We start from the raw sequence: 24,885 nt of genomic DNA, 5'->3' as shown, positions 1-24,885 counted from the left end.
ACTTATTTCAGAAGTAATTTAAGGAACCAGACGTATGCGTTTTCGCCAGATAGAAGTTTTTCATGCCGTCATGACATCCGGGACGGTGACAAAGGCGGCCAAGAACCTGAGGGTTTCCCAGCCTTCCGTGACCTCCTCCCTGCAACAGACAGAGCAGGAAATCGGCTTCCCCCTGTTTGACCGGACCGGCGGCAGGCTGACACCGACAGCCGAGGCCAGGATCCTGTTCGAGGAAGTCAACCGGGCCCATGATTCGCTTGTCGCCATCGAACGCCTGTGCGGCCGGCTCAAGGAAGGCGCTGCCGGGCATATCCGCGTTGCCGCCACGCCGGCAATTTCCCAGCGCCTCCTGCCCATTGCCATCACCCGCTTCCAGAAGCAGCACAAACGCTTCACCTTTGACATCTCCTCTGAGCACTCGCCGGTAATCCTGTCCAATCTGGATGAGCGGCCCATGTCCTACCATATGGGCTTCACCTTCGGGCAGGATGATCTAGATGGAATCGGGTCGATCAAGATTGCCGACCTTCCTGTTTATTGCGCCGTCCCGGCGAAATGGGTAAGTCGCATGCCGGTAAAGCCGAAGGACAATGAGCCGATCGATCTTGAGCTGCTCCGGGACTTCCCCTGTGTTGAGCTCTATGAGAATGAGCCTCTCGGCCAACGCGCCAGATCCCTTTTCCTGTCCGCGGGCGTATCCCCCCAGAATGTGGTCCGGGTTCATGATCACCATATGGCGGCATCGCTGGTCCATAACGAAATCGGCTTTGCCATTCTCGATGCGCTGGCTATCCATAACCTGGTCAGGTCGGAGCAAAACCCCGGCATCGTTACCTTCCCCTTGCGTGGCAAGCCGGTACTGCCGGTGACGTCCGTTTTCTCCCAAAAACGCAGTCTGTCCTACCCCATGCGCTATTTCGTCGACTGTGTGGTTTCCGCCATCAAGGAAGTGGCCTGACAGCTAGGTGAGCCAGATGATTCTTGTGGCACATTTGTTTCTTCAATGGATGTATAACCTGGACCTATAGAAATAGAATTATCATTGATCCGTTGTCAAAATTGGGTTTAGCTTGCTTCGACTCATATCCTGAGCGATGTGAGTAGAGTTCGTTGAGGGACATAACAAAAACCCACATATTACATCCCGGTCAAGGGATGGGAGGAACACATGCATACCATCTTGAATAATCCCCTGAAGTCATTACTGCTGGCGTCCACTTCCATGATGCTGGCTGCCACCACCGCCCAGGCACAGGAAGCTGCCGCCGATGAGGCGCTGGAGTTTGAAGAAGTCGTTGTTGTCGGCACCCGCATCAAGGGCCTGTCCGAAGCCGCCCTGCCGGTTACCGTCATGGGTAACGAACAGATGGAGGCGGTCGGCGCCACTAACATGCAGGACATCCTGTCCTATATCCCGGCCATCGGTGATTTTGAGTTCCAGGACGCCAATACCGGCACCAACGGCGCCCGCGGCGATGTCGCCGGCGTGAACATGCGCAGCCTCGGCTCCGGCAACACCCTGACCCTGATCAACGGCCGTCGTATGGTGGTTCATCCGACCTTCCAGAACATCAACGATGTGCCGACCACTTTCTATAACGTCAACAGCATTCCGTCTTCCGCCATCCAGCGGGTCGAGGTGCTGCGTGACGGCGCCTCCGCCCTGTACGGCGCGGATGCCACCGGCGGTGTGGTCAATATGGTCCCCTTTACAAGCTATGACGGCATCATGGTGTCCGGCAAATACGGTTTTGCCGAAAATACCGGCTATGACGAACTGACCCTGACGGCCCGCGGCGGCTGGTCGCTTAATGACGACAAGACAAAAATCGGCGTCTTCGGCACCTATTACAAACGCTCCGGCGTGCCGATCACCGAGCTCGACGATCTGTACGGCACCCTGGACCGCCGCGAGAATGAAAATATTCCCGAGGAATGGCAGGGCGACAGCCAGCTCAACAACCTGTCTTCCACGACGCCCTATTCTGTTTTTACAACAGGTAGCCTGAACGATCAGGGAACCTGGGAGTCAACCGGCACCTATCATGTGAACCCGGATGGTTCCACCTCCTCCGGCAGTGGAAGTGAACGCTATGACTTCAACGAAGATGTCTGGATTACGCCGGAAGTAGACCGTTTCAATGCCATGATCAATCTGAAACATGAATTTGATAACGGTATTGAACTGTTTGCGGACGCTTTATATTACAACTCCAAATCCACAACCCAGCGCGCCGCCAGCCCGCTGGACAGTGGGCTGGCCTACATCATTATCCCTGAAGAGAACTATTATCTTCAGCAGGCTGCGGCCGCCAATCCGGATCTTGCCGGAAGCGACGTTTTGCTGACCCGTTATCGTCCGGTTGAGCTGGGCGCCCGTATTATCGAGGTCAACCAGGATGCGTTCCGGGTCATGACCGGCCTGAGCGGCGACGCCTATGGCTGGGACTGGGAAACAGCCCTGGTCTACTCCGAAGCGACAGCAGACGATGAAGAATTCAACCGTCAGTCAAAAAATCTTTTGTCTGCCTCACTGGCTTTGACAACACCAGATGCCTTTAATGTGTTCGGCGGACCTGACGCTAACTCTGAAGCTGTGCTGGAAAGCATTCGCATTTCCTCCGTCCAGAAATCCAAGACAACCCTGGCCACCTGGGATTTCAAGCTGACCAAGGATGACCTGTTCAGCCTGCCCGGTGGCGATGTAGGGACAGCAGTTGGTGTGGAATGGCGCCGGGAATCCTATCTGGATGACCGCGATCCGCGCCAGGACGGCAGCATGCCCTACAGCTATGGTGAGCTGTATGATGAAAGTGACGTGGTCGGTGTTTCCGCCACCACGGATTCATCCGCAAGCCGCCATGTCTTCTCGAGCTTCGCAGAGATGGTTTTGCCCTTTGTCGGTGAAGCCAACGCCATGCCGGGAATCCATGCCCTTGAATTCCAGCTTGCTGCCCGCTACGAGAATTTCTCCGATGCCGGCGACACTCTGAAACCGAAAGTCGGCTTCCGCTATGCGCCGGTGGAAAGCTTCAGCTTCCGCGGTTCCTTCGCCAAGGGCTTCCGGGCTCCGAACCTGCCGCAGATGAACCAGGGTGATATTATCCGTCGTTCACTGGGTGTCGAGGACCCGCTGCGCTCTGATGTCACCGGTCTGGATATTGACACCGGCGCCCTGTATCGCATCACCACCCGTCTCGGCAATGACCAGCTTGAGCCGGAGCACACAGACACCCTGACCTTAGGCGCTGTATTCGAGCCGACTGGCGCGCTTGACGGTCTGCGCGTGACCTTTGACTGGTGGAAAATCGAGCAGGAAAATGTGGTGGTTATCCTGGATGCGGACTATCAGCTGGAACTGGAAGCCCTGACCGGCTCCAACCCCAACGTGATCCGTGCTGCCGTGACAGCCGAAGACCAGGCCGCCTTTGACGCCTGGAACCTGGCCAACCCGGGTGACCAGCGCACCGCCGTCGGCGTCGCTACCAACATCATCAGCCAGTATATCAATGCCGACAAACGTGAAGTTGAAGGCTGGGATGCCTCCATCGAATATCGTACAGGTGAAACAGGCGCCGGTAGTTTCCGTTTCCGCGCTGACCTCAGCCGTCTGAGCAAGTTTGTCCAGACCGCCGGTGATGTCGAAACTGATTACCTGCGACGCAACGGCAACCCGGAATGGCGGGCAAGCGGCAGTATCAGCTGGATGTATGACGATTTCACCACCACGGTCACCGTCAAACATGTGGGCAGTGTCTATGATACTTCCCTCTATGACAGTGCAGACAGCGGCAACAGCGGGACGGTCGATGAAGATCTGAACCGCGTCTACTGGGATGTGGACAGCTGGACCACCTTCGATGTGGCCATGAAGTACCGCTTTACAGACAATGGCAACGCCATTGACGGTACGGTTCTTGGCCTTGGTGTCCGCAACGTGGGCGACAAACAGCCGCCGTTCGCTGACGAAAGCAACGGTTACTTTACCTCGCTGCACAACTCTTACGGCCGGGTCTGGTGGCTGTCAGTCTCCAAGGAATTCTGATTTCCCGGGAATATTCGGGGCGACGGTTTCGGCCGTCGCCCTTTTTCATGATAAAACATATAAAATAATACGATCGATATTGGGTACAGGATCAACACATGGGTAATCGTTCCATTTTCTTTTCCGTCATTGTTTCCATAAACCTGCTGTTTGTTTCCGCCTGCACGGCAGATGAACAAAAACAGTTTGCCGGCGCAGTCTCTTCAGCCTCCCCGGAAGCCACGGCGGCCGGAATAGAAATTCTTGAAAAGGGTGGCAATGCCATCGACGCCGCCATCGCCGTTTCGCTGGCGCTGGGGGTAAGCGAACCGGCCGGCTCCGGCATCGGCGGCCAGACCGTCATGCTGGTTCATCCCGGAAAAGGCGGCAAACCTTTCGTTATTCACGGCACGACCTGGTCGCCGCGCCATCTGCCTGAAAATATCACAAAAGAACAACTGCAATACGGCCGTACCGCTTCCAGTGTGCCGTCCACGCCCAAGGTGCTTGACCTGGCGTTTCACAAATACGGCAGCGGTGAAGTGGAGTGGAAAGAACTGGTCGCCCCCGCCGTCCATCTGGCCCGGGACGGCTTCACCGTCGGCCCGTTTCGTCAGAAAGCTTTCCGCTTTTACGGGGATGGCCTGAAAAAGCAGGAAACGGCCCGGGAAATATTCACCAAGCCGGATGGTACCGCCTATCAGGTCGGCGAAGTGGTTCGCCAGAAAAAGCTGGCCAAAATGCTCGAGCGGATTGCCAAAGTCGGCGCCGAAGATTTCTATACTGGCCAAATCGCCAAAGGCATCGCCCGGGACATGAAAGAGAACGGCGGCTGGATCACCGAGGAAGATCTGGCCAAATTTCCCGAACCCCGCATTGTCGAACCGCTAATCAGCAGCTACCGCGGGCACGATGTGGCAAGCCTGCCGCCGCCCTTCGGTGGATGGGTCATGATCCAGATTCTCAATATTCTGGAACAAATGGAACCGGCTAACCTGGACCAGGACGATGAACAACGCCGTCTTGGCCTGATGGACGCCATGAAACTGGCCCACGGCAGTCGCAAGAACGACCCGGTGCAGAGCTTTACGGACTATGCTGATGATATCAACAGGAAGATTTCCAAGGAGGAGGCGGCCAAGTTGCTGGCCGCCTGGCGCGACCAGACCGGTGGCGAGACCACCCATTTCTCTGTCGTGGATGGTAACGGGATGGCGGTCGCGGTCACCCAGAGCATTGACAGCTATTTTGGCTCTAAAGTGGCCCATCCGGAATATGGTTTTCTTTACAATAACTATATGCAGGGCTTTCGCCTGAAGGATGACGGCAGTCCTTATGTGCTGAAACCTTTCGAAATGCCCTATTCCTCCATGAGCGCCACCATCCTGAGCCGGAATGGCGAAGCGGAACTGGTGCTCGGCAGTCCGGGCAGCGCACGCATTATTTCTGCCGTGGCCCAGGTGGCAAGTCACTGGGTGGATGTGAATGCCGGGGTGGAAGCCGCCGTCGGTGCCTTCCGGGTGCATGTTATTCCCGACAACAAGGCCTATGTGGAAGGTCCGGAAATTGGCACGGAATTGCTCCGGGGCATGGCCAAACGCGGTTTCGTGCTGAAGCGGCCGAAATACGGGGTATCCGACAGCCAGTATGACCCTTATTTCGGAGGCGTTCATGCCCTGGCGCTGGAGAACAATCAATGGACCGGCGCGGCGGACCCCCGCCGCGACGGCCTGGTGGGGATCGCCTGGAAACAAAAACAACCAGGCGAACAATAACAGACTGACTCAAAATATTGTCAGCAATTGAAAGGATTGAAAGATGAGGAAAAAAGCCTTTACACCCTGTATCCTACTCTTCGTAACGGCTTGTCTTTCGGTTCTGCCAACTCCGGTGCTGTCGGGGGTTTACCTGTCCCCCGACAGTAACCGGTTCGTCTTTACAGACTGGCACGGTCCCGCCCTTCCGGTCTGGTATACGCTACCCGAGAACCATGACGCCGACACGCCGGTCGTTATTGTCATGCACGGCGTCGGTCGGGATGCGGATCGTTATCACCGGGAATGGGATACGCTGGCCCGGAAATATCATTTCATTCTGCTGGTGCCCGAATTCAGCAAAGTCGACTTTCCCGGCGCCCGGGGATATAACCTGGGCAATGTGTTTGCAGAAGACGGCGGAAAGAATCCGGAGAAACTCTGGAGCTTTTCCGTCCTTGACCCGCTGTTTGACACCGTTAAAAAAGACCTGAAGTCGAACCGGCAGGGCTATCGCCTGTATGGCCATTCCGCCGGCAGCCAGTATGTCCACCGCTTCCTGCTCTATAAACCGAATGCCAAAATCGAGATGGCTATTTCCGCCAATGCGGGCTGGTACACAGCCCCAGTTGAAGAAGATCCCTATCCTTACGGCCTGAAGGACAGCGGGATCGACCGGGACAGCCTGAAACCGCTATTCGGGAAAAATGTGATCATCCTGCTGGGTGACAAGGACATCGATCCCAACCACAAATCCCTGCGCCGTACGCCGGAGGCCATGAAACAGGGGGCCTACCGCTTCGCCCGCGGCCACTATTTCTTTGATGCTGCGCGCAGCATGGCGGAAAGGTTGGGGGTGCCATTCAGGTGGCAGCTGCAGACCGTTCCCGGCGCTGAACATCAAAACGGCCAGATGGCCGTGGCCGCCGCGCCTATACTTGCGCGATAGACGGTCAGCAGGCTCTGCCAGGTATTTTTGAGCAGGTTGGTATGAAAATATGCCTGAAATGCGCAGATGTTGCGCAATTTTGTTTTTATCTTATTGAATTAAGTGTAGTTTGTGGTGCCTCCAGGCCGCACCAGTCCTTAGAGTTTCCGACATTCCTCGAGTGTCAGAAATATCCGGCTAGGTCTGTTTTCTGATCTAACTTGTAAAAAAACCTCCGACTTAAGGTAAAGTCGGAGGAGGTATCAGCTTTCCTGGGTACATATAATTCGTAAGTCTGGGAATATGGGTACCTGCTGCGGGAAGTCTCAGATTCCAAAGGCCCGGCAGGCGTCATCGGGATCACGCAGGTTGGTGGCATTCAATCGGCCGTTGACCTTTTCCTGATATGTGCCGGCCTTGGTCCGGGGGTTGTAAAACTGTTTGTACCAGGTGCGTCCCTTGCCGAACGGGCCGTCCTTCAGGACCTGCAGGATCTGAAGCGCCGGGCGCTTGTGTTTCCAGACATCAAAATCCTGCGCAAAGGCAGACAGTGCCTGGGCCTGGGCCTCGCGGGCGGCGGCAATGCAGGCTTCGCTCGGCGGTGCGCTTGCGGCAGGGGCAAGAACCCCGTGCCAGACTTTGGTGCGGCCGTCTTCAACCGGTGTATTGGCAATAAACTCATAGACAAGGTGGTCGCCGAGTTGCTGTTTGGACAGCAGCAGGCCCGGACCTGTGTACCAGGTGATGGTCATGATATCGGCCTGGTAATCACGATGGAAGCCTCCCTGTCGCTGGATATAGATATGATCCCGCCATTCATTTTCAAAATACTCGCTGGGTGAGCCATGGGTCGGGCCGAGGTGATGGGCATCGGCCATATTGTCGAGAACCTCCTGGGGGTGGATATCCAGTTCGCCCAGATGGTCCAGTTTCCAGTGCACCCAGGATGGGTCGTTCCATTCGCTCAGAAACGGGGGGTCATAGTCGGGGGCGCCGCCCTCGGGATCATGCCACATCATGATGCATCCCATCACTTCCCGCACAGTGTAGGCGCCAATATTGGCCGCCGTCGGACAGCGTCCTTCAAAATAGGGAATATCTTCACAAGCGCCGTCCGGTCCGAACTTCCAGGCATGATAGGGACAGCGGATGGAATCGCCTTCAATCTGTTTTCCCATTTTTGCAATGGCAGTGCTGGAGCCGGCCGCCAGGTGAGTTCCCATATGGGAGCAATAGGCATCCAGAAGCACCACGCGGCCGCTTTCTCCCCGGTACAGGGCAAAATCCTGGCCAAAAAACCGCACAGGGACAGGGCCATTGTCAAGTTCACAGGCTTCGGCGATGACGAACCAGCCGCGCGGAAAGGTGAACTCCCCCAGTGAATAATCTTTAGTCTGTGCCAAAATGCAATCTCCCGATTTTCCTGTTTCTGCCCCTGATGTCGGTTTTGTTTATATTTTATGGTATCGGCAACATCTCCTGACAGGAATATATCAAATTAGTAAAATTATCAATATAAAATTACTAAAATTGATAATTATTTAACTTATTTACGACCATTTTCGAATATAATCGGTGTCTGTACAAATTATGCCATGTATGGCCGGCAATGGAAAGGGATCAGGATTGTGGTGCGGCAGGTGAAGGGCCGAGGGAGGCGTAACTGCCGCCATGAAAAAGAAGTGGCGGGGCATCCTGTTCTGAAAAATCCAGCACTTCGCCAACGAATATAATGTGGTCTCCGCCATCATGCCGCTGCAGGGTGCGGCACTGGAAACGGGTGGCATAATCGTCAAGCAGCGGTACGCCGCCAAGACCGCTGGTAACGGCCTGGCCTGCGAACTTGTCGATCCCGCGACTGGCAAATTTATTGGAAAGGTCTATCTGGTGAGCGGCAAGTATATGGACGGCGAAATGATCACACGTCATAAAGGCCTCCAGAGAATTGGCGGTCCGGGCCAGGGACCACAGGACCATCGGCGGATCAAGGGAAACCGAATTGAAGCTGTTGGCAGTGATTCCGACCGGTGTGCCGGCTTGATCGCGGGTAGTGATAATGGTTACGCCGGTGGCAAACCGGCCAAGAGCCCGGCGAAATTCTGACGGATTGATTTCTGACATCTGTAGTCCTGTTATTGCGAAGTGTCTTTGCCGTTGCGGGTCTGTTCCGCCAGCACGCGATGAACCGGCGGTTCACCGCCGCCGGTGACTTCAAGGGAGGCGCCGCTGATATAGGCGGCGGCATCCGACGACAGGAACAGGCAGGCGGCGGCAATATCTTCCGGACGGCCCAGACGTTTCAGCGGCAGGACCGCGGCGATCTTTTGCAGGCCGCTGCTGCCTTCATAATGATCATCGGCGGCCTCGGTCTGCATCAGGCCGGCGATAATGCTGTTGACCCTGATGTCCGGTCCCCATTCCTGGGCAAGGGATTGAGTCAGGTTGATCAATCCGGCCTTGGCGGCGCCATAGGCGGCGGTGCCAGGGGACGGGCGAACCCCGGAAACGCTGGCAATATTGATAATGGAGCCGCAGCCGCCGGTCTTGCGCATGGCTTCGCAGGCTTTCTGGCTGAAAATGAGCGGGGCGATCAGATTAAGCCGGATGATGGCTTCGGAAAAGCCCGTAGAGGCGGTGGCTGCGTCCGCTTCAGGACTGCCGCCCGCATTGTTGATCAGGATGTCAAGCCGCCCGGTTTCGGCAAGGGTGCGGTCTATGACCAGCTGTATCTGCTCTTCTTTTCGCACGTCAGCCTGGATAAAACCGGCGCTCCGCCCGTTCCATTCCGGCAGCGTATCCGGTTGCGATCTGCCACAGACATAGACCCGGGCACCTTCCTGCAGAAAGGCTGAGGCGATACCGTGGCCTATGCCCCGGGTGCCCCCCGTGACAATGATGGTTTTTTTCGCGAATTCAGACATTATCAGGCTCTCATACTTAATGATTCCAGAGATAAATCAAAATATATTACGCAATATATATTTCATAAAGCAGGTTGTATGTCCATAAGCGTAATTAGAAAAATGAAAAAATGCGCAAAGTGGTAAAATAAAAGTGATATTTTACGGAAGTAGCCGGTGTGCTGTAAAAAAAATGGCTAATTGCTTGATGTCACGTTATGGTACTGTTCTATATGAATTTCCTGCGATGCATCGGGCAAGGCGGGGTATAAAGTAAATTTTTTACCAAAGGGGTATGGAAGTGGATGCAGATCATTCCCGCATAGCGCTGGACGGGCTGCCCGGCCTTGACGAACTGGACAAGAAGATAGTGATGCTCCTGCGGGAAGACGGTCGCATGTCTGTTCAGGAAATGGCAAGCCGCAGCGGTGCAACGCCGGCAACCATTCGATCACGTATGACAAAGATGGAAGATGCCGGTATGCTGCGGGTGGTGGCAGTGACCGATTTTGCCGCTGCCGGTTTCGAGCTTCTACTGGCCATCGGCATTGTAGTAGACAGTCGTCCGGCACGAGAAATTGCCAATGAACTGGTCCAGCTCGAGGATGTTTTCTCGGTTACGCTGACCACGGGTGAATATGACATTGAAATCCTGGTCGCCGCACGAAACTTTTCCGACCTTTCGGTCTTTTTGCAGGAAAAGGTGGCGGCTATACCCGGTATTGCCAAACTCTCTCCCGGCATGGCTATGGATGTGCTTAAATATCAATCTGAGTGGACTCCCGAATTATGAAGAAACGCGAAATAGATGATGTGGACCGGATGATCCTGGAGCACCTGTCACGGGATGCCAGAATGAGTAACCGTGAAATTGCTTCTCATATCGGCGTCACCGAGGGCACCGTGCGCGGCCGGATCAAGCAACTGCAGAATGAGAAAATTATCAAGATTACGGCGGTGACAAGCACACCCCAGCAGGCAAACAACTACATTATGGCTTATCTGGGTATTCGGGCAGATCTTGATCGACTGAAGGATGTGGCGAAAGAAGTTGCGGATTTTGAGTTTATTCGTTTTGCCGCCACCATGCTGGGCCGCTACGACATCCTGGCCTTTGCTGTCGTGTCTTCGGGTAACGAGCTTCTTGATGTGGTCAACGACCAGGTCATGCGGGTCGATGGTGTTCGCCATGTGGAGACCACACTCGCAGTTCAGTCGCTTAAATATGATTACCGATGGGGCAGAATTGTCGAACACGATGATTAATGCCACAGCTATTCTTGAAAGAGTTGGTATTTGTAGTAAAAACAAATAAAAAGCGTAAAAAAATAATCATAAAAATACGAAAATAGTTTACAGCTTGTCCTGTTGGTGACATAAATGTCCGGTTCGATGGGAGAAGTTGTCATGTCTTTTTGTTCAAAGCACCTGGAGGTTCTCCATGCTTGATGAGGAAACCTGTGCCCGGTTGGGGCATGAGCTTTTTCAGGCCATGGAGAGCGGTCATACCGTGCCGCCGTTGACATCGCGTTTGCCCGATATGGATCTCCGTGATGCCTATGCTGTCTCCCGGACCTATCTGTCCCGTCGCCTGTCAGTGAATGGTGAACGGGAAATCGGCAAGAAAATCGGTGTGACCAGCAAGGCCGTCCAGGACATGCTTGGCGTCTTCCAGCCTGATTTCGGTTTTTTGACCGATGCCATGCAGGTAACCGGCAATGTGATTGATATGGCGGGTTTGATTCAGCCCCGGGCGGAGGCCGAAATCGCCTTTGTTCTCAAGGAAGACCTGCAGGGAACAAACATCACGCCGGAGGATGTGCTGGCGGCGACTGAGTATGTTGCACCCTGTTTCGAGATTGTGGATTCCCGCATTGATGACTGGAAGATAAGGATCCAGGATACGGTGTCTGACAATGCCTCTTGTGGTGTGTTTGTTCTTGGGGATGGGCGCGCCGATCCGTCCGCACTGGACCTGGCGTCCTGCAAGGTTACGGTCAGTAAAAATGGCAAATTTCTGAGTGAGGGGCTGGGGTCTGCTGTTCAGGGGGCTCCCCAGAATGCGGTTGCCTGGCTGGCCAATACCCTGGGTAAGTTCGGTATTTCCTTCCTGGCAGGTGAAATTATCCTGTCCGGATCCCTTGTGCCGCTGGAACCGGTGCACTCCGGGGATGAGATGGAAATGTCTATCCCGGGTATCGGAGGAGCAAAAGTAAAATTCAGATAGGGGGCATGCTCTCCATGTGAGGGGATGTGACATCGGGATTTCCTGAAGTCAGGAGTGAGGAAAAACAACAAAGTTATGCGTAAATAACTGATGGAATAATAGTAAAATTATTGATTGCGTATTTTGACGTATTAAAAATTACGAAAAAACTTGATAATGTGATTCCTATTGTATAAAGTCGTTGACGGTAAGGCGGATTAACCTGAATGGGAAAAGATAATCAGGTCCGTATTTGTAATTTGGGAGGTTATTTAGATGTTGAAAATCAGAAATAAGAAACAGGCAGTCCGGTTGATGGTTTCGACCATTATCGCAACAGGTGCATTTACCGGTGTAGCAGCCGGAGCAGATGCGGCAGGGGATTCTGAAGGCGGTTTTGTGCTGGAAGAAATTGTAGTTACCGCGCAGAAGCGCGAGCAAAATTTGCAGGATACGCCGATTTCTCTGGCGGCCTTTGATCGCGAAGCTCTGGAAATGCGGTCGATCAAGGATATTGCGGATGTTACGGCCTACACGCCGAATGTCCAGATAACGCCGTCACCTGGGGGGAATACCGGTGCCACGGTGGCCATTCGCGGTGCTACAACTGTTAACCCGGCTGTGACCTGGGAGCCGGCCGTTGGAATTTATATAGATGGTGTGTTCGTGGCCAAGAACGTCGGCGGTCTGTTTGACGTGGCGGAACTGGAACGAATTGAGGTTCTGCGCGGCCCGCAGGGGGCACTGTACGGCAAAAACACGACAGGTGGCGCCATCAATCTGATCACCCGCAAGCCCTCGGGCGAACTGGGCGGTTATGTTAAAGGTGGTGCAGGCAATTATGGTTCTTACGAATTCGGTGCCTCCATTGATCTGCCGAAACTGGGCGATATTCTGAGCGTCAATGTGGCCTATAACAAGCGCGAGCGGGATGGTTTCTATGACAATGTGGAATCTTCACTCCCCGGTGCAAATCCGCCTGCCAGTAATGATTTTAACTCCCTGGATGCGGAGTCTCTTCGTGTTGCGGCACTGGCTGAGTTTTCCGAGAGCTTTAGCGCCTATTATACCTTTGACTGGTCGAGGCGGAACAATTCTCCGTCTTTCGGGCAGTTCGAACTGGGGACCCTGAGCGCAACTTATGATATTCTCGGACCGGCCCCGATCGAACGTCAGGACGAAGGGTCTCGGGATGGTACTTTCTACGATACCTCAAAGACACAGGGGCATGCTCTGCATCTGACCTGGGACATCAGTGACAATATGACTCTGAAGTCGATTACGGCTTACAGGGAAATGCAGTTCCATGACAATAACGACTATGATGGGGTGCCCTATACCGGTTTCCATGCCGAACGTGATGTGGACCATTCCCAGACGTCCCAGGAACTGCAGCTGGTTGGTTCCATGGATAGCCTGACCTATGTGCTGGGCCTGTTCTATTTCAATGAAAAGGCAGATGCCTTCAACCCCTATGATTTCGGGTTCGGCATTCCGGTCCGCAACTATTATGGGGTGGAAAGTAATTCCTACGCGGCTTTCGGCCAGGTGGACTGGGCCATTGACGATCACTGGACCCTGACGCTTGGCATGCGCTATACCAAAGAAGACAAGGATGCCTATATCCGGCATCCGGATGGTTACTTTATCGGGGCCGATACTTTCGAGTTTGAAGACAGTGATACCTGGAACAACTTTTCGCCGTCGGCGACAATCAGCTACAAGCTGAATGAAGATGTGAATTTTTATGCCAAGGTGGCGCGGGGCTGGAAGGCTGGCGGTTTTAACGGCGAAGCGGTTTCTGCGGCTGTGGCTTCGGTTCCCTATGATGAAGAGACCATGACGTCCTATGAAATCGGTATGAAGGCCCGCTGGATGGATGGTCGGGTGCAGACTAACATTGCCGGTTTCTACAATAAAGTGAATGACCTGCAGTTGTCCAATTTCCTGGGGGCCTATTCCCAGATTGAGAATGCCGGTGAATCTTCTGTGAAAGGGATTGAGTTTGAAGGTATTTTGCTGATTACGGAATCCCTGACGGCGTTTCTGAACTACGGTTATATGAAAGGCGACTATCAGGATTTCTCCGTAGGTGGTGTACAGCACAAGGATACGGCCAAGTTCCCTTATACGCCGGAACACAAGATCTCTGTCGGTCTTGAGCATTCTGTAGATCTCGGTTTCGGTGAATTGCGTTCCAGGGTGGATTACAGCTGGACAGACGAACAGTATTTCTTCCATGAGGAAGCTTCGGCCCTGCTGACAAAGGGGGAATCCTATGATCTGCTGAATGCCCGCATCGCCCTGGATATCCCGCTGGATGACAGGCGTAGTCTTGAGCTCAGCGTCTGGGGCAAGAATCTGACGGATGCCGAATATCGTCTCCACGGTATTCCGATCACATCCAACTTCTATGCCATCAACTATTATGGCGATCCCCGGACATTTGGTTTCGGTGCGAAGATAAACTTCTAAAGAGATGGCGGTGTGTCCTTTGGGGCATGCCGCCACTATCTGACCTGAGCCGGCCGAAGTATTTCGTTGCCGGCTTTGTTTTTCGATCAGGATGAAAGGAAGGAAAATGTTTCCAGAGGGAGTGGCTGTTGTTGTTGGTGGCAGCGGTGGAGCCGGCCGGGAAATCTGCGTCAAGCTGGCAGAGGCGGGAACCGATGTATTGTTCACATACAATAGCAATAAAGAACAGGCCGACAAACTGGTGGCTGAACTTGCCGGGGCTGGTGTGCGGGTGGATTGCGGTCAGCTTGATGTGCGCAATGAAGAGTCGGTTGCAGCCTTTTTTAAAAAGGCTACCGGTGACTTCGGTCGCATTCACACGGTGGTGATGGCAGCCGGATATAATATTCCCCAGCTGTTGATTGGGGAACTGACCACGGATCTCTGGCGCGATGTGATCGACCAGGACCTGAACGGCTTTTTCAATGTGTTGCACCATTCCCTGCCGTTGATGCGCGGGACAGGGGGGTCCTATGTGCATATAAGTTCCGCCGGTCTGCTGAAATGGCCGGAAAAGGATGTCCTGTCGGTAGCGCCCAAGGCGGCGATTGAATCCCTGATCCAGGGGGTCGCCAAGGAAGAGGGGAAAAATAATATTCGGGCCAACAGTGTGCTTCTTGGCGTGATTGAAACCGGCATCTTCCTGAGATTGCGGGAAGAGGGTGTGTTCGACCAGGCCTGGGCGGAGGCAGTGATCAGCGGGCTGGCGCTGAAGCATTTCGGCAAGCCGGAGGATGTGGCTGAGGCTGTGCTTTATCTTGCTTCGAACCGGGCGTCCTATGTCACTGGCCAGACCATATCGGTGGCTGGTGGCTATGGTATCTAGGTGACTAGTCAGGCTCGGCGATCTGCAGACGTAAACCGTCAAGCTCTTCAGAGAGCTGGATCTGACAGGAAAGTCGACTGGTGCCGGTTCTGTGGTCGGAATCCGCGAGTAACTCTTCTTCATTCCCGTCATTGACCGGCAGTTTTTTATACCAGTCATCGGACAGACGGACATGGCAGGTGGCGCAACTGCAGGCCCCGCCGCAGATGGCATCAATGCCATCGATTCCGGCGTCGCGCAAGGCGTCCATAAGGCAACCTTCTTTTTTGGCAGAAAGGGTGATCTGGGTGCCGTCCAGTTGGGTGACATGGATGTTGATCATGGTCTGTCCTTTTTTGGTCGCGGATCAGGCTGTGTTGAGTTCTGTACGCCAATGTTCCGCAAAAAGCCTATAAATATATTTTATATATATTTAATTCGTAAAAATAAATACAAAAAATACTAATTTATATAGATTGATCGGAAGGCACATGCTAAAAACGAAACAAATAGAAAATGTTTGGAGAAGGCCGGAGAAAAAATGAAGACCATACCGTCCATTGTTGTCAGGGCCGCGAATAACTTCGGCCCGGCCCCTGCTCTGGAGGAGGGGGGAGATGTCTGGACCTATGCCGAACTCAAGGATCGGATGGACAGGGCTGCTGCTGCATTTATTGCGGCCGGTCTTGATGCCGGTGACCGGGTGGCGATCTGGGCGCCTAACTGTAGGGACTGGATTGTGGCGGCCCTCGGGGTGATGGCGGCTGGCGGGGCGATTGTTCCACTCAATACCCGCATGAAGGGGGAAGAAGCGGCCTATATTCTCAACAAAAGCCGGGCGACCTTCCTCGTTACAGTATCTGGTTTTCTTGATATTGATTATCCGGCTCTTCTTGAAGGCTGCGATCTTCCTCACCTCAGGAATATTCTCTTGCTCGATGGTCAGAGTGAGGTGACGGGTCTTCTGGACTGGCAGGATTTTTTTGCTGCCGGTGCAGAGGTTGACAGGGCGTCTGTCGAGGCCCGGCGCAGGGCTGTGATGGAAGAAGATGTCAGCGACATTATCTTTACCTCGGGGACTACGGGTAAGCCCAAGGGGGTTCCGCTTTCCCACGGCCAGACACTCTCAATGGTCAACTGCTGGAGCGATCACGTGGGATTACGTGCCGGGGACCGTTATCTGATCGTCAATCCATTCTTTCATACTTTTGGATATAAAGCAGGCTGGCTGCCATGTATTTTACAGGGGGCGACGATACTGCCGCACGCAGTCTTTGATGTGCCGGCCATCCTGTCGCGCATTGCCCGGGAACATATATCCGTCCTGCCTGGGCCGCCGACCCTCTATCAGTCCCTTCTGTCCGATCCCGCTCTGGATAAGGCGGACATTTCCAGTTTGCGGCTGGCGGTGACCGGGGCAGCGGTTATTCCGGTGCAGCTTATTGAAAATATTCGCAACAGGCTTGGCATTGAAACTGTCATTACGGCCTATGGCCTGACCGAAGCCTGCGGTGTTGTCACCATGTGCAATCCTGATGATAGCGATGAAAAGATTGCCACCACTTCGGGTCGGCCTGTCGAGGGTATGGAGGTGCGGATCGTGGATGACAACCTGTATGATCTGCCGCAGGGCGAGGCCGGAGAAATCCTGGTGCGTGGTTATACGGTCATGAAAGGGTATTTCGAGGATGAAATCGCGACAGCAGATGCCCTGACACCAGATTGCTGGCTCAGGACCGGTGATATCGGCGTCCTGGACGAGGATGGTTATCTGAAGATCACCGATCGCAAGAAGGACATGCTGATCATCGGCGGGTTCAACTGTTATCCGGCCGAAGTGGAAAACATCATGCTGGACCACCCGGCCATTGCCCAGGTGGCGGTGGTGGGGCGATCAGACGAGCGGATGGGGGAAGTGCCGGTGGCCTTTGTCGTACAAAATGAAGAAGGGCTGACAGAGCAGAAGCTTGTCAACTGGTGCCGTTTGAAAATGGCCAACTACAAGGTGCCGAGGGCAGTATATTTTGTGGATGTCCTGCCGCTTAATGCTGCGGGAAAGGTGCAAAAATTCGCTCTCCGGGAAAGGCTTGCCAATGCAACTGGATAGCCTGGACAGGCAGATTATCGAATTGTTGCGTCAGGACGGGCGTCTTTCCAGCCAGGATCTGGCGCGCCGGCTTGATGTCACGGCGGTCACCGTTCGCAATCGGGTCAAGCGGCTCGAGGACAACAAGATGATGCGGGTGGTGGCGGTGACAGATTTCTCCGCCGCGGGATTTGATGCGCTGATTGCTGTCGGTGTGGAGGTTCAGAACCGTTCTGCGGAAGAAGTTGCCCGTGAGTTGGCGGCCTTTGACCATGTTTTCTCCGTCAGCCTCGTATCCGGCACCCAGGATATTGAAATGCTGGTGGTGGCGGAGGATTTCGAAGCCTTGCAGAAATTCATGGGGGATGAGCTGTCAAAGGTGGCAGGCATCCGGAATCTTAGTCCGGCACTGGCGCTGGAAGTGATGAAATTCCAGTTTAATGCAGCACCGCTGTCATAAGGATGGATCGGGATGAAAACAAAAAAACTTGATGACCTTGACGGGCGGATAGTGGAATTCCTGTCGAAGGATGCCGCCATTTCCAACCGCAAGCTGGCGACTATGCTGGGGGTAACGGAAGGAACGGTGCGTGGTCGCATCAAGAGGCTGCAGGAAGACAATATCATTCGTATCACCGCTGTGACGGATATAGCCCAGATCGAAAAGACTGTTCTTGCCTACATCGGCATTCATACGGAGCATTCCCGGGTTGTGGAAATCGGCAAACAACTGGCCGCCCTTGCGGAAATCAGATTCGTCGCCAGCATGCTGGGACGTTTCAATATCCTGGCCATGACCCGGATTGAGGAGCCGGAACAGCTGGTTGACCTAGTCAATAATTCTATTGCCACCATCCCCGGGGTCAAGCATGTGGAGACTTCCCTGGGACTTAAATTTATTAAATATGACTATCGCTGGGGCCGTATTCTGGATGAGGAGTAATGTTCTCATGAAATTACCGCGACATTAAATGATATATTTCGTAAAAAATAAGCATAAAAAATACGAATATAAGTTTACACATCCCGGCATATGTGACAGTATACGCAAAATAGATGTCTAATATAGGTTGTGCGTGAAGGTGATTATGGAACAGGTAACGGATACAGAAAAACTTCGGGAAACACTGGTGGCCAGGGCGCGGGCAATGATTCCTGCCCTGCAGGATCGTTCGGCTGCCGCCAATAAAAACCAGACGCTCCCTGCCGAGACTATTGGGGAGTTTCAGAATGCTGGTTTCTTCAAGGTTCTTCAGCCCAAACGTTATGGCGGCTACGAGATGGACCCGCAGGTATTCTTCGATATCCAGCTGACGTTGGCTGAAGGCTGCATGTCCAGCGCCTGGGTCTATGGCGTCGTTGCCGTTCACGCCTTCCAGCTTGCGCTGTTTGATGACCGGGCGCAACAGGATGTCTGGGGAGAAGATAATGCAACACTGATGTCTTCTTCCTACCAGCCGGTTGGCAAGGTGGAGCGGGTCGAGGGCGGTTTCCAGCTTTCCGGCCACTGGTCCTTTTCTTCCGGCAGTGAGCATTGTAACTGGGTGCTGCTGGGGGCAATGATTCCGCCGGAAAAAGATGGTGGTGTGCCCGATATGCGGACCTTCCTGGTCCCGAAAAGCGATTACCGGATCGTCCGCAACTGGGATGTGTTCGGCCTGCAGGGCACGGGCAGTCATGATATCATCGTCGACGGAGCATTTGTGCCGGAATATCGCACCCATCGGGCGGCGGACGGTTTTGCCTGCGACAATCCGGGCAACAAGGTCAATAGCGCGCCGGTTTACCGTATTCCCTGGGCGCAGGTTTTTGTCCGCGCCGTGGCATCTTCCGCTATCGGGGCAACCCAGGGGGCGCTGAACAGTTTCCTTGAAATAGCTGCCGCGCGGATTTCCTCCAATACGGGGCAGAAGACGGTGGATGACCCTGACGCCCAACAGGCCGTGGCGGCAGCCATGCGTCGTATCGACGAGCTTAAGCTTATTCTTTATCGCAACCTGAATCACATGACGGACAAGGTGAAGGCGGGTGAGGAAATCGCCATCGAGGACCGGGTCCGCTTCCGGCTCGATTCCGCCCAGGTGCTGAGCAAGTGTATCGAAGTGGTTGATCCGTTGCAGACCCTGTGCGGAGCCCGGGGGATTTTCTTCGGCAAGCCGATCGTGCAGTATTTCCTGGACCTGCATGCCGGCCGCTCCCATGTGGCTAATGAACCGACCCGTTATCTCAATAATCTTGGCGGATTATATCTCGGCCATGAAAACAGGGACTTCTTTATCTAGGGAGAATAAGCATGGCAGAGGGGCAGAAGGGGGCGCCGCCGGTTGGCAAAAAAGCAGACGTCGGCGGAGGGCTGGAGCTGCATTATCATGATGTGGGGTCCGGTCCGGCCGTTGTTTTTATTCATGGTAGTGGGCCCGGCGCGTCCGGTTACAGCAATTTCAGGCAGAATTATCCGTTTTTGGTCGACGCCGGTTGCCGGGTGATTGTACCTGACCTGGTTGGCTATGGTTACAGCAGTAAACCGACCGACCGGCCTTACAGCCTTGATCTGTTTGCGGATACGCTGAAGGGATTGATCGACCACCTAGGTATTGAATCCTGTGTGCTGGTTGGTAATTCCCTGGGCGGCGCGATTGCGCTCAGGCTGGCGCTGGATTTTCCGGGGCTGGTGAAAGGCATGATCATGATGGCGCCCGGCGGGATCGAGGAGCTGCCGGTCTATTTCGCCATGCCCGGTATTAAGAAGATGATGAGTGACTTTTCCTCCGGCGCTCTGGATTTCGACGGCATGAAGAGGCTGCTGCAGCTTTTGGTTTATGACCCGAAACATGTCACCGATGACCTGGTGGCCGAACGACTGGCCATTGTTGAAACCCAGCCCAGGGAAGTTTTATCCACCATGCAGATCCCTAACCAGGCGGACCGGATCCCGGACGTGAAATGTCCGGTTCTCGGGTTCTGGGGAATGGACGACCAGTTCTGTCCTGCAAGCGGGGCGCAACGTTATCTGGAAGACTGCGACACGGTGCGCTTCACCATGATCAGCAAATGCGGTCACTGGGTGATGGTGGAATATGCAGGCCTGTTTAATCGGGCCTGCGTGGAATTTCTGCAGGAACTTGATCTCCACTGATATAGTCAGCAGACAAAAGCAAGAGGGAGGGCGAATGATGTCGAACCGGGAGGGCGAACTTTCCTGTGATGTTTTGGTGGTGGGGACGGGGGCCGGGGCCCTGACCGCGGCCATTGCTGCTCATGATGCCGGGGCGCAGGTTCTGGTGGTTGAAAAAAGCGATCTCTATGGCGGCACTTCCGCGACCTCCGGCGGCGGCATCTGGATTCCCAACAATCATCATCTGTTTGAAGAAGGCGGCGACGACAGCCTCGAAGATGCGAGAGCCTATATGTCGGTCATGGTCGGAAATGCCGTGTCTTCCGACCGTATTGATGCCTATCTGGACCAAGCCCCGAAAATGGTCAAATATCTGGAAGATCATACCCAGGCCCGTTTTGCCGCCATGCCTTATCCCGATTATTTTCCCGAAAAAAATGGCGGCAAGCGTGGTTTTCGCACCCTGGAGCCTTTGCCGACCCATTCGAATATCCTGGGAAGTGAGTTCGCTAACCTGCGCCCGCCGCACAAGCAGGTCACGGTTTTGGGACGGATCTGTATCACTATGAAGGAAGGCCGGGCCATGCTGACCCAGGCCAAAGGCTCCATGCTTCTGGCCGTGAAGCTGATACTGAAATACTGGCTCGATATACCGGGGCGGTTGAAAGGCAAGCGCGACCGGCGCATCACCATGGGCGGGGCATTGGTAGCCCGGTTGCGGGCGTCATTGCTGGACCGCAAGGTGCCGTTGCTGCTGTCATCGCCCCTTCGGGAGCTGGTCTATGACCAGGGCCGCGTGATCGCTGCCGTGATCGAGCAGGACGGACAAAGGAAAACGATCGCCGTGCGCAGGGGGGTGATTCTCGGGGCCGGCGGTTTCGAACATAACCAGACGCTCAGGGAAAAATTCCTGCCCAAACCAAGCAGCAGCGACTGGACCGCGGGTAACGTGCATAACACCGGCGATACTCTTGTGGCGGCTTTGAAGATCGGGGCGCTGACCGACCTGATGGAGTCAGCCTGGTGGGCGCCCAGCATCAAGGTGCCGGGGGACGATCGGGCCTATATCCTGTTTGCGGAGCGCTCCCTGCCGGGCAATGTGATTGTCAACAAGGCGGGTGAGCGTTTTGCCAACGAGGCCTTTCCCTACCTGGAATCCGGTTATGCCATGTATCAGGCGGACAGCGTGCCGTCCTTCTGTGTGTTTGACGCCAGCTTCCGCCATAAATATCCCTTTGGTCCACTGATGCCGGCCAGTGTCCATAGCGATGACAAGCTGCCGTCCCGCATTCGCTCCCTGCTGTTTAAGGCGGATAGTATCGAGGAACTGGCGGAAAAGATGAGGGTGGATGCCACCGGACTAAAAAAGACGATCGAGAAAAACAATCAATATGCCGCGACCGGCCGCGACCCGGAATTTGCCCGCGGGGACAGTTTTTACGATCAATATTACGGTGACAGTCATTCAGGTAAAAATCCCTGTATTTCCCCCATTGTAAAGGCGCCTTTCTACGGAATAGAGGTCTTTCCCGGCGATATCGGCACCAAAGGTGGCCTGCTGACCGACGCGAAGGCCCGCGTCCTGGCAGAGGATGGTTCGGTGATCGAAGGCCTTTATGCCATCGGTAATACCTCTGCCTCGGTCATGGGACGGTCCTATCCCGGGGCTGGCTCTACCATCGGGCCGGCCATGACCTTTGGATTTATCGCCGGACGGCATGCAGCAGGGCAATAGAGAGATCCCGCCGTGATACGCAAAAATGATATTATTTTCATAATAAAATACCTTAATGCGTAAAATATAATCATAAAAAATACTAAAAAAGTTGATATGGGGTTTTATCTGTCCTATATTGCGAAAAGAAGGTCTTGCCCTGTGGTATGGCCGACAGGGAGTACGCCCTGCGTCACTATTTTGCGGCGAGGTGCGGGAATATTGTGGAGAGAGAAAAATATGGCGGTCAAAAGTCTTGGCTATCTTGCCCTGCAGGTGAAGGACAAAAAGGAATTTGAAACACTGGCCTGCGAAGTCCTTGGGATGCAGAAGGTGACGGGGCCGTCTGTGGGGGCGGAAAATGATTATTACCGGATTGACCAGCGGGCGCACCGCCTGATTGTCATGCCCGGCAAGGAAGACAGACTCTATTGTGCGGGCTGGCAGGTTGCAGATAGTGCCACGCTCAGGAATGTTCAGGAGAAGCTGAGCGCAAAAGGGGTCGACTGGGTGGCGTTGGATGACAGCGCCTGCGCTGTGCGCGGTGTGGATCAGGGAATTGGCTTTCTCGATCCCTCCGGTAATCGACACGAAGTGTGTGTCGGGGAATTTAAGGCTGATGATCCCTTTGTTTCCCCTGCCGGGGTCTCTCGCTTTATCACCGGTGACATGGGCATGGGGCATGTGGTCCTTCCCGCTCCCAATTTCGAGGAAACTTTTGAATTTTGCCGGGAAGTTCTGGGGTTCAGTCTGTCTGACGAACTGCCTGTACCTATGGGCGCAGATGGCCCGGTGTTGCGGGTGCGCTTTCTGCATTGCGCTAACCCGCGTCATCACAGTCTGGCGATTTTCGAAGGCGAACATCCGGCAGGATGCGTGCACTGGATGCTTGAGGTGCCGGATGTGGACACGGTGGGGCTCGCCATGGAGCGGGCGGAAAAAGCGAATATGCCGCTGTTTTCCACACTTGGGCGTCACACGAACGACAATATGCTGTCCGTCTATTTCATGTCTCCGGGGGCTATCGGTGTGGAATATGGCTGCGACGGCCTGCGCATGGACTGGACCGGCTGGGAACCCAAGATCCTGGAAAGCGGGGACCTCTGGGGTCACCAGTACGCCATGATGAAGGATCTGTGAAATGCTTGATAAAACAATGACAATTTCCGGCATCGTGGACCGGATGAGTTCCGGCATGACCCTTGGAATTGCCGGCTGGGGCGGCCGCCGGAAACCAATGGCCATCATCCGGGAGATGCTGCGGCGCGATGACCTCAAGGATCTGACCGTTGTGGCTTATGGCGGCGCCGATGTGGGCATGCTGGCCAGTGCCGGAAAGATCAAAAAGCTCGTGTTCGGTTTTGTCTCCCTGGATACCATTCCGCTGGAGGCCCATTTTCGTAAAGCCCGCCAGGCGGGGGCTTTCGATATTCTGGAACTTGATGAAGGCATGTTGCAGCTCGGACTCAAGGCGGCGGCGAGCCGTGTGCCTTTCCTGCCGACCCGGGTGGGACTTTGCACTGATATCATGGCCCATGCGCCGGAAATCAAAACCATTACATCGCCCTATGCTGATGGGGAAACGCTGGTGGCCATGCCGGCGCTCAAACTGGATATGGCCATTGCCCATGTGAACAAGGCCGACATACTGGGCAACAGCTGGATTTACGGCCCCGATCCTTTCTTCGACGAATGGTTCTGCCGGGCGGCGGAAGAAAGTTATCTCACCTGCGAGGAACTGGTGGAGACCTCGGCCTTCAACGATCCAGGCATGGCGGTGAAGATGCCCATCGAACGCTCGCTGGTGAAGGGGGTTGCGGAAGCAACCTGTGGGGCGCATCCCAGTTCCTGTGCGCCGGACTATGGCATCGACGTGGCTCATCTCAAGGATTACTCCCGGACCGCGAAAGAGGGGTTCGACGGTTATCTGGACAGTTTCGTCCGCGGGCAGGACCAGGAAAGTTACCTCAAGACGGTTGGTGGAATCGAGGCGGTGCACAAGTTGCCGCTTCCCGTATTCTAGGGCGCAGGGAAAGGACAAGAAGACATGAGTTACAGTCTTGCAGAATTATGTATTTGCGCCGGGGCGGAAGCCTTTAGAAATGACGGTGAAAAAATGGCGACCCTGATCGGGGTTGTGCCGCGTCTGGCTGGAGGGCTGGCCAAGCTTTCTTTCAATCCGGGTCTGATGATGACCGAGGGCGAGGCTTATCTTGTCAGTGAGCCGGTACCGCTTGGTCCGCGCGGCGACTATAAACCGAAGATCGAAGGCATCATGACCTACGAGCGGGTCTTCGATATTGTCTATCGCGGCGACCGTCACTGTTTTGTCGGACCGGTACAGGTGGACCGTTTCGGCCAAATGAATATTTCGGTCATCGGCGGTACTTACGAGGAGCCCAAGGTGGCGCTTCTGGGCGCGCGTGGCTTCCCCGGCAACACCATCAACAACATCAACAGCATGTTTGTGCCGAGCCATAATGCCAAGGCCTTTGTAGCCGGTGAAGTGGATATGGTGAGTTCCGTTGGTTACAACCCGGCGCGCTGGCCGGACGGTAAAAAACCGCCCTATCTGGACCTGCGCCGGATAATCACCAACCTGTGCGTGATGGATTTCGGCGGCGCCGACAATGCGGTACGGGTGATTTCCCTGCATCCGGGGGTGAGCTTTGATGAGGTGCAGGACAATACCGGTTTCGAACTGGAGCAGATTGACGGACTTGGGGACACTCCGGCGCCGACGAATGACCAACTGAAGTTGATCCGCGAGGTGCTGGATCCCCATAACCTGCGGGCCACCGTGTTCGAGGGTAATCCGCCCGGCATTAGGGAGGCATGA

General features: G+C 54.6%; 22 protein-coding genes. 18 read left to right on the top strand and 4 right to left on the bottom strand.

Annotated elements, in window-relative coordinates; all coding sequences use genetic code 11:
- Positions 1-34: 34 nt before the first annotated feature.
- The 4 genes from ACORNT_RS14980 to ACORNT_RS14965 all read left to right on the top strand — a co-directional run bounded on the left by ACORNT_RS14980 (position 35) and on the right by ACORNT_RS14965 (position 6,727).
- Entirely contained in the window at positions 35-958 is a 924-nt protein-coding gene (locus ACORNT_RS14980; protein WP_321392581.1) for a LysR family transcriptional regulator, read from the top strand.
- Between the two features lie 210 nt (positions 959-1,168).
- A complete protein-coding gene (locus tag ACORNT_RS14975) occupies positions 1,169-4,045 on the top strand; it encodes a TonB-dependent receptor plug domain-containing protein (protein WP_321392578.1) in 2,877 nt (958 codons plus the stop codon).
- 98 nt (positions 4,046-4,143) lie between these two features.
- Entirely contained in the window at positions 4,144-5,799 is a 1,656-nt protein-coding gene (locus tag ACORNT_RS14970; protein ID WP_321392575.1) for a gamma-glutamyltransferase family protein, read from the top strand.
- 43 nt (positions 5,800-5,842) lie between these two features.
- Entirely contained in the window at positions 5,843-6,727 is an 885-nt protein-coding gene (locus ACORNT_RS14965; protein WP_321392572.1) for a hypothetical protein, read from the top strand.
- A gap of 305 nt (positions 6,728-7,032) precedes the next feature.
- On the opposite strand, the gene ACORNT_RS14960 is transcribed toward ACORNT_RS14965, so the two are convergent.
- From ACORNT_RS14960 to ACORNT_RS14950, 3 genes are all read right to left on the bottom strand, one after another.
- The gene (locus ACORNT_RS14960; protein ID WP_321392569.1) at positions 7,033-8,109 is read right to left on the bottom strand and encodes a Rieske 2Fe-2S domain-containing protein; all 1,077 of its coding nucleotides are present in this window, start codon (positions 8,107-8,109) and stop codon (positions 7,033-7,035) included.
- Positions 8,110-8,326: 217 nt separating this feature from the next.
- Entirely contained in the window at positions 8,327-8,827 is a 501-nt protein-coding gene (locus ACORNT_RS14955; protein ID WP_321392566.1) for a flavin reductase family protein, read from the bottom strand.
- Positions 8,828-8,838: 11 nt separating this feature from the next.
- Positions 8,839-9,627, bottom strand: coding sequence for an SDR family oxidoreductase (locus tag ACORNT_RS14950; protein ID WP_321392563.1), 789 nt, complete (start codon positions 9,625-9,627; stop codon positions 8,839-8,841).
- A gap of 274 nt (positions 9,628-9,901) precedes the next feature.
- On the opposite strand from ACORNT_RS14950, the gene ACORNT_RS14945 reads away from it, so the two are divergent.
- The 5 genes from ACORNT_RS14945 (at position 9,902) to ACORNT_RS14925 (ending at position 15,152) form a co-directional block, all read left to right on the top strand.
- Complete coding sequence (locus ACORNT_RS14945) at positions 9,902-10,399, top strand: Lrp/AsnC family transcriptional regulator (RefSeq protein ID WP_321392559.1); 498 nt, start codon at positions 9,902-9,904, stop codon at positions 10,397-10,399.
- Positions 10,396-10,872 (top strand): Lrp/AsnC family transcriptional regulator, encoded by a 477-nt coding sequence (locus ACORNT_RS14940; protein WP_321392556.1) that lies wholly within the window; start codon positions 10,396-10,398, stop codon positions 10,870-10,872. The genes ACORNT_RS14945 and ACORNT_RS14940 overlap by 4 nt, the downstream gene beginning before the upstream one ends.
- 175 nt (positions 10,873-11,047) lie before the next feature.
- A complete protein-coding gene (locus tag ACORNT_RS14935) occupies positions 11,048-11,833 on the top strand; it encodes a fumarylacetoacetate hydrolase family protein (protein WP_321392553.1) in 786 nt (261 codons plus the stop codon).
- Positions 11,834-12,088: 255 nt separating this feature from the next.
- Positions 12,089-14,287 (top strand): TonB-dependent receptor, encoded by a 2,199-nt coding sequence (locus tag ACORNT_RS14930; protein ID WP_321392550.1) that lies wholly within the window; start codon positions 12,089-12,091, stop codon positions 14,285-14,287.
- A 106-nt stretch (positions 14,288-14,393) separates the two neighbouring features.
- Positions 14,394-15,152 carry an SDR family NAD(P)-dependent oxidoreductase gene (locus tag ACORNT_RS14925; protein WP_321392547.1) on the top strand — a complete coding sequence of 253 codons (759 nt, stop codon included), beginning with the start codon at positions 14,394-14,396 and terminating at the stop codon, positions 15,150-15,152.
- Positions 15,153-15,156: 4 nt separating this feature from the next.
- Here the strand turns inward: ACORNT_RS14925 and ACORNT_RS14920 are convergent, their stop codons facing one another.
- A complete protein-coding gene (locus ACORNT_RS14920; protein WP_321392545.1) occupies positions 15,157-15,474 on the bottom strand; it encodes a 2Fe-2S iron-sulfur cluster-binding protein in 318 nt (105 codons plus the stop codon).
- A gap of 198 nt (positions 15,475-15,672) precedes the next feature.
- Here ACORNT_RS14920 and ACORNT_RS14915 point away from each other — a divergent pair, with 198 nt between their 5' ends.
- The 9 genes from ACORNT_RS14915 (at position 15,673) to ACORNT_RS14875 (ending at position 24,885) form a co-directional block, all read left to right on the top strand.
- A complete protein-coding gene (locus ACORNT_RS14915; RefSeq protein WP_321392542.1) occupies positions 15,673-17,238 on the top strand; it encodes a FadD3 family acyl-CoA ligase in 1,566 nt (521 codons plus the stop codon).
- Positions 17,225-17,677, top strand: coding sequence for an Lrp/AsnC family transcriptional regulator (locus tag ACORNT_RS14910; protein ID WP_321392539.1), 453 nt, complete (start codon positions 17,225-17,227; stop codon positions 17,675-17,677). Before ACORNT_RS14915 ends, ACORNT_RS14910 begins: the two co-directional genes overlap by 14 nt.
- A 12-nt stretch (positions 17,678-17,689) precedes the next feature.
- Positions 17,690-18,160: an Lrp/AsnC family transcriptional regulator gene (locus ACORNT_RS14905; protein WP_321392536.1), complete on the top strand. Its 471-nt coding sequence runs from the start codon at positions 17,690-17,692 to the stop codon at positions 18,158-18,160.
- A 145-nt stretch (positions 18,161-18,305) separates the two neighbouring features.
- Entirely contained in the window at positions 18,306-19,499 is a 1,194-nt protein-coding gene (locus ACORNT_RS14900; protein WP_321392533.1) for an acyl-CoA dehydrogenase family protein, read from the top strand.
- Positions 19,500-19,510: 11 nt separating this feature from the next.
- Positions 19,511-20,353 carry an alpha/beta fold hydrolase gene (locus ACORNT_RS14895; protein WP_321392532.1) on the top strand — a complete coding sequence of 281 codons (843 nt, stop codon included), beginning with the start codon at positions 19,511-19,513 and terminating at the stop codon, positions 20,351-20,353.
- Positions 20,354-20,387: 34 nt separating this feature from the next.
- Positions 20,388-22,067: an FAD-binding protein gene (locus ACORNT_RS14890; RefSeq protein WP_321392529.1), complete on the top strand. Its 1,680-nt coding sequence runs from the start codon at positions 20,388-20,390 to the stop codon at positions 22,065-22,067.
- Positions 22,068-22,286: 219 nt separating this feature from the next.
- Positions 22,287-23,186 (top strand): VOC family protein, encoded by a 900-nt coding sequence (locus ACORNT_RS14885; protein WP_321392526.1) that lies wholly within the window; start codon positions 22,287-22,289, stop codon positions 23,184-23,186.
- A 1-nt stretch (position 23,187) separates the two neighbouring features.
- Entirely contained in the window at positions 23,188-24,069 is an 882-nt protein-coding gene (locus ACORNT_RS14880) for a CoA transferase subunit A (RefSeq protein ID WP_321392523.1), read from the top strand.
- 24 nt (positions 24,070-24,093) lie between these two features.
- Complete coding sequence (locus ACORNT_RS14875) at positions 24,094-24,885, top strand: hypothetical protein (RefSeq protein WP_321392520.1); 792 nt, start codon at positions 24,094-24,096, stop codon at positions 24,883-24,885.

Origin of the sequence: Emcibacter sp. (assembly GCF_963675455.1) — a bacterium.
Taxonomy (GTDB): Bacteria; Pseudomonadota; Alphaproteobacteria; order Sphingomonadales; family Emcibacteraceae; genus Emcibacter.
The sequence above is the reverse complement of the archived record's forward strand: the minus strand, read 5'-3'. Positions and strand labels throughout refer to the sequence as shown.

Bases quoted from the DNA above. Each gene is read 5' to 3' on its own strand.
- ACORNT_RS14930 (WP_321392550.1), top strand. From the start codon at position 12,089: ATGTTGAAAATCAGAAATAAGAAACAGGCAGTCCGGTTGATGGTTTCG.
- ACORNT_RS14940 (WP_321392556.1), top strand. From the start codon at position 10,396: ATGAAGAAACGCGAAATAGATGATGTGGACCGGATGATCCTGGAGCAC.
- ACORNT_RS14900 (WP_321392533.1), top strand. From the start codon at position 18,306: ATGGAACAGGTAACGGATACAGAAAAACTTCGGGAAACACTGGTGGCC.
- ACORNT_RS14910 (WP_321392539.1), top strand. From the start codon at position 17,225: ATGCAACTGGATAGCCTGGACAGGCAGATTATCGAATTGTTGCGTCAG.
- ACORNT_RS14950 (WP_321392563.1), bottom strand. From the start codon at position 9,627: ATGTCTGAATTCGCGAAAAAAACCATCATTGTCACGGGGGGCACCCGG.
- ACORNT_RS14925 (WP_321392547.1), top strand. From the start codon at position 14,394: ATGTTTCCAGAGGGAGTGGCTGTTGTTGTTGGTGGCAGCGGTGGAGCC.
- ACORNT_RS14920 (WP_321392545.1), bottom strand. From the start codon at position 15,474: ATGATCAACATCCATGTCACCCAACTGGACGGCACCCAGATCACCCTT.
- ACORNT_RS14965 (WP_321392572.1), top strand. From the start codon at position 5,843: ATGAGGAAAAAAGCCTTTACACCCTGTATCCTACTCTTCGTAACGGCT.
- ACORNT_RS14885 (WP_321392526.1), top strand. From the start codon at position 22,287: ATGGCGGTCAAAAGTCTTGGCTATCTTGCCCTGCAGGTGAAGGACAAA.
- ACORNT_RS14980 (WP_321392581.1), top strand. From the start codon at position 35: ATGCGTTTTCGCCAGATAGAAGTTTTTCATGCCGTCATGACATCCGGG.
- ACORNT_RS14955 (WP_321392566.1), bottom strand. From the start codon at position 8,827: ATGTCAGAAATCAATCCGTCAGAATTTCGCCGGGCTCTTGGCCGGTTT.
- ACORNT_RS14935 (WP_321392553.1), top strand. From the start codon at position 11,048: ATGCTTGATGAGGAAACCTGTGCCCGGTTGGGGCATGAGCTTTTTCAG.
- ACORNT_RS14945 (WP_321392559.1), top strand. From the start codon at position 9,902: ATGGAAGTGGATGCAGATCATTCCCGCATAGCGCTGGACGGGCTGCCC.
- ACORNT_RS14880 (WP_321392523.1), top strand. From the start codon at position 23,188: ATGCTTGATAAAACAATGACAATTTCCGGCATCGTGGACCGGATGAGT.
- ACORNT_RS14890 (WP_321392529.1), top strand. From the start codon at position 20,388: ATGATGTCGAACCGGGAGGGCGAACTTTCCTGTGATGTTTTGGTGGTG.
- ACORNT_RS14970 (WP_321392575.1), top strand. From the start codon at position 4,144: ATGGGTAATCGTTCCATTTTCTTTTCCGTCATTGTTTCCATAAACCTG.
- ACORNT_RS14875 (WP_321392520.1), top strand. From the start codon at position 24,094: ATGAGTTACAGTCTTGCAGAATTATGTATTTGCGCCGGGGCGGAAGCC.
- ACORNT_RS14975 (WP_321392578.1), top strand. From the start codon at position 1,169: ATGCATACCATCTTGAATAATCCCCTGAAGTCATTACTGCTGGCGTCC.
- ACORNT_RS14905 (WP_321392536.1), top strand. From the start codon at position 17,690: ATGAAAACAAAAAAACTTGATGACCTTGACGGGCGGATAGTGGAATTC.
- ACORNT_RS14915 (WP_321392542.1), top strand. From the start codon at position 15,673: ATGAAGACCATACCGTCCATTGTTGTCAGGGCCGCGAATAACTTCGGC.
- ACORNT_RS14895 (WP_321392532.1), top strand. From the start codon at position 19,511: ATGGCAGAGGGGCAGAAGGGGGCGCCGCCGGTTGGCAAAAAAGCAGAC.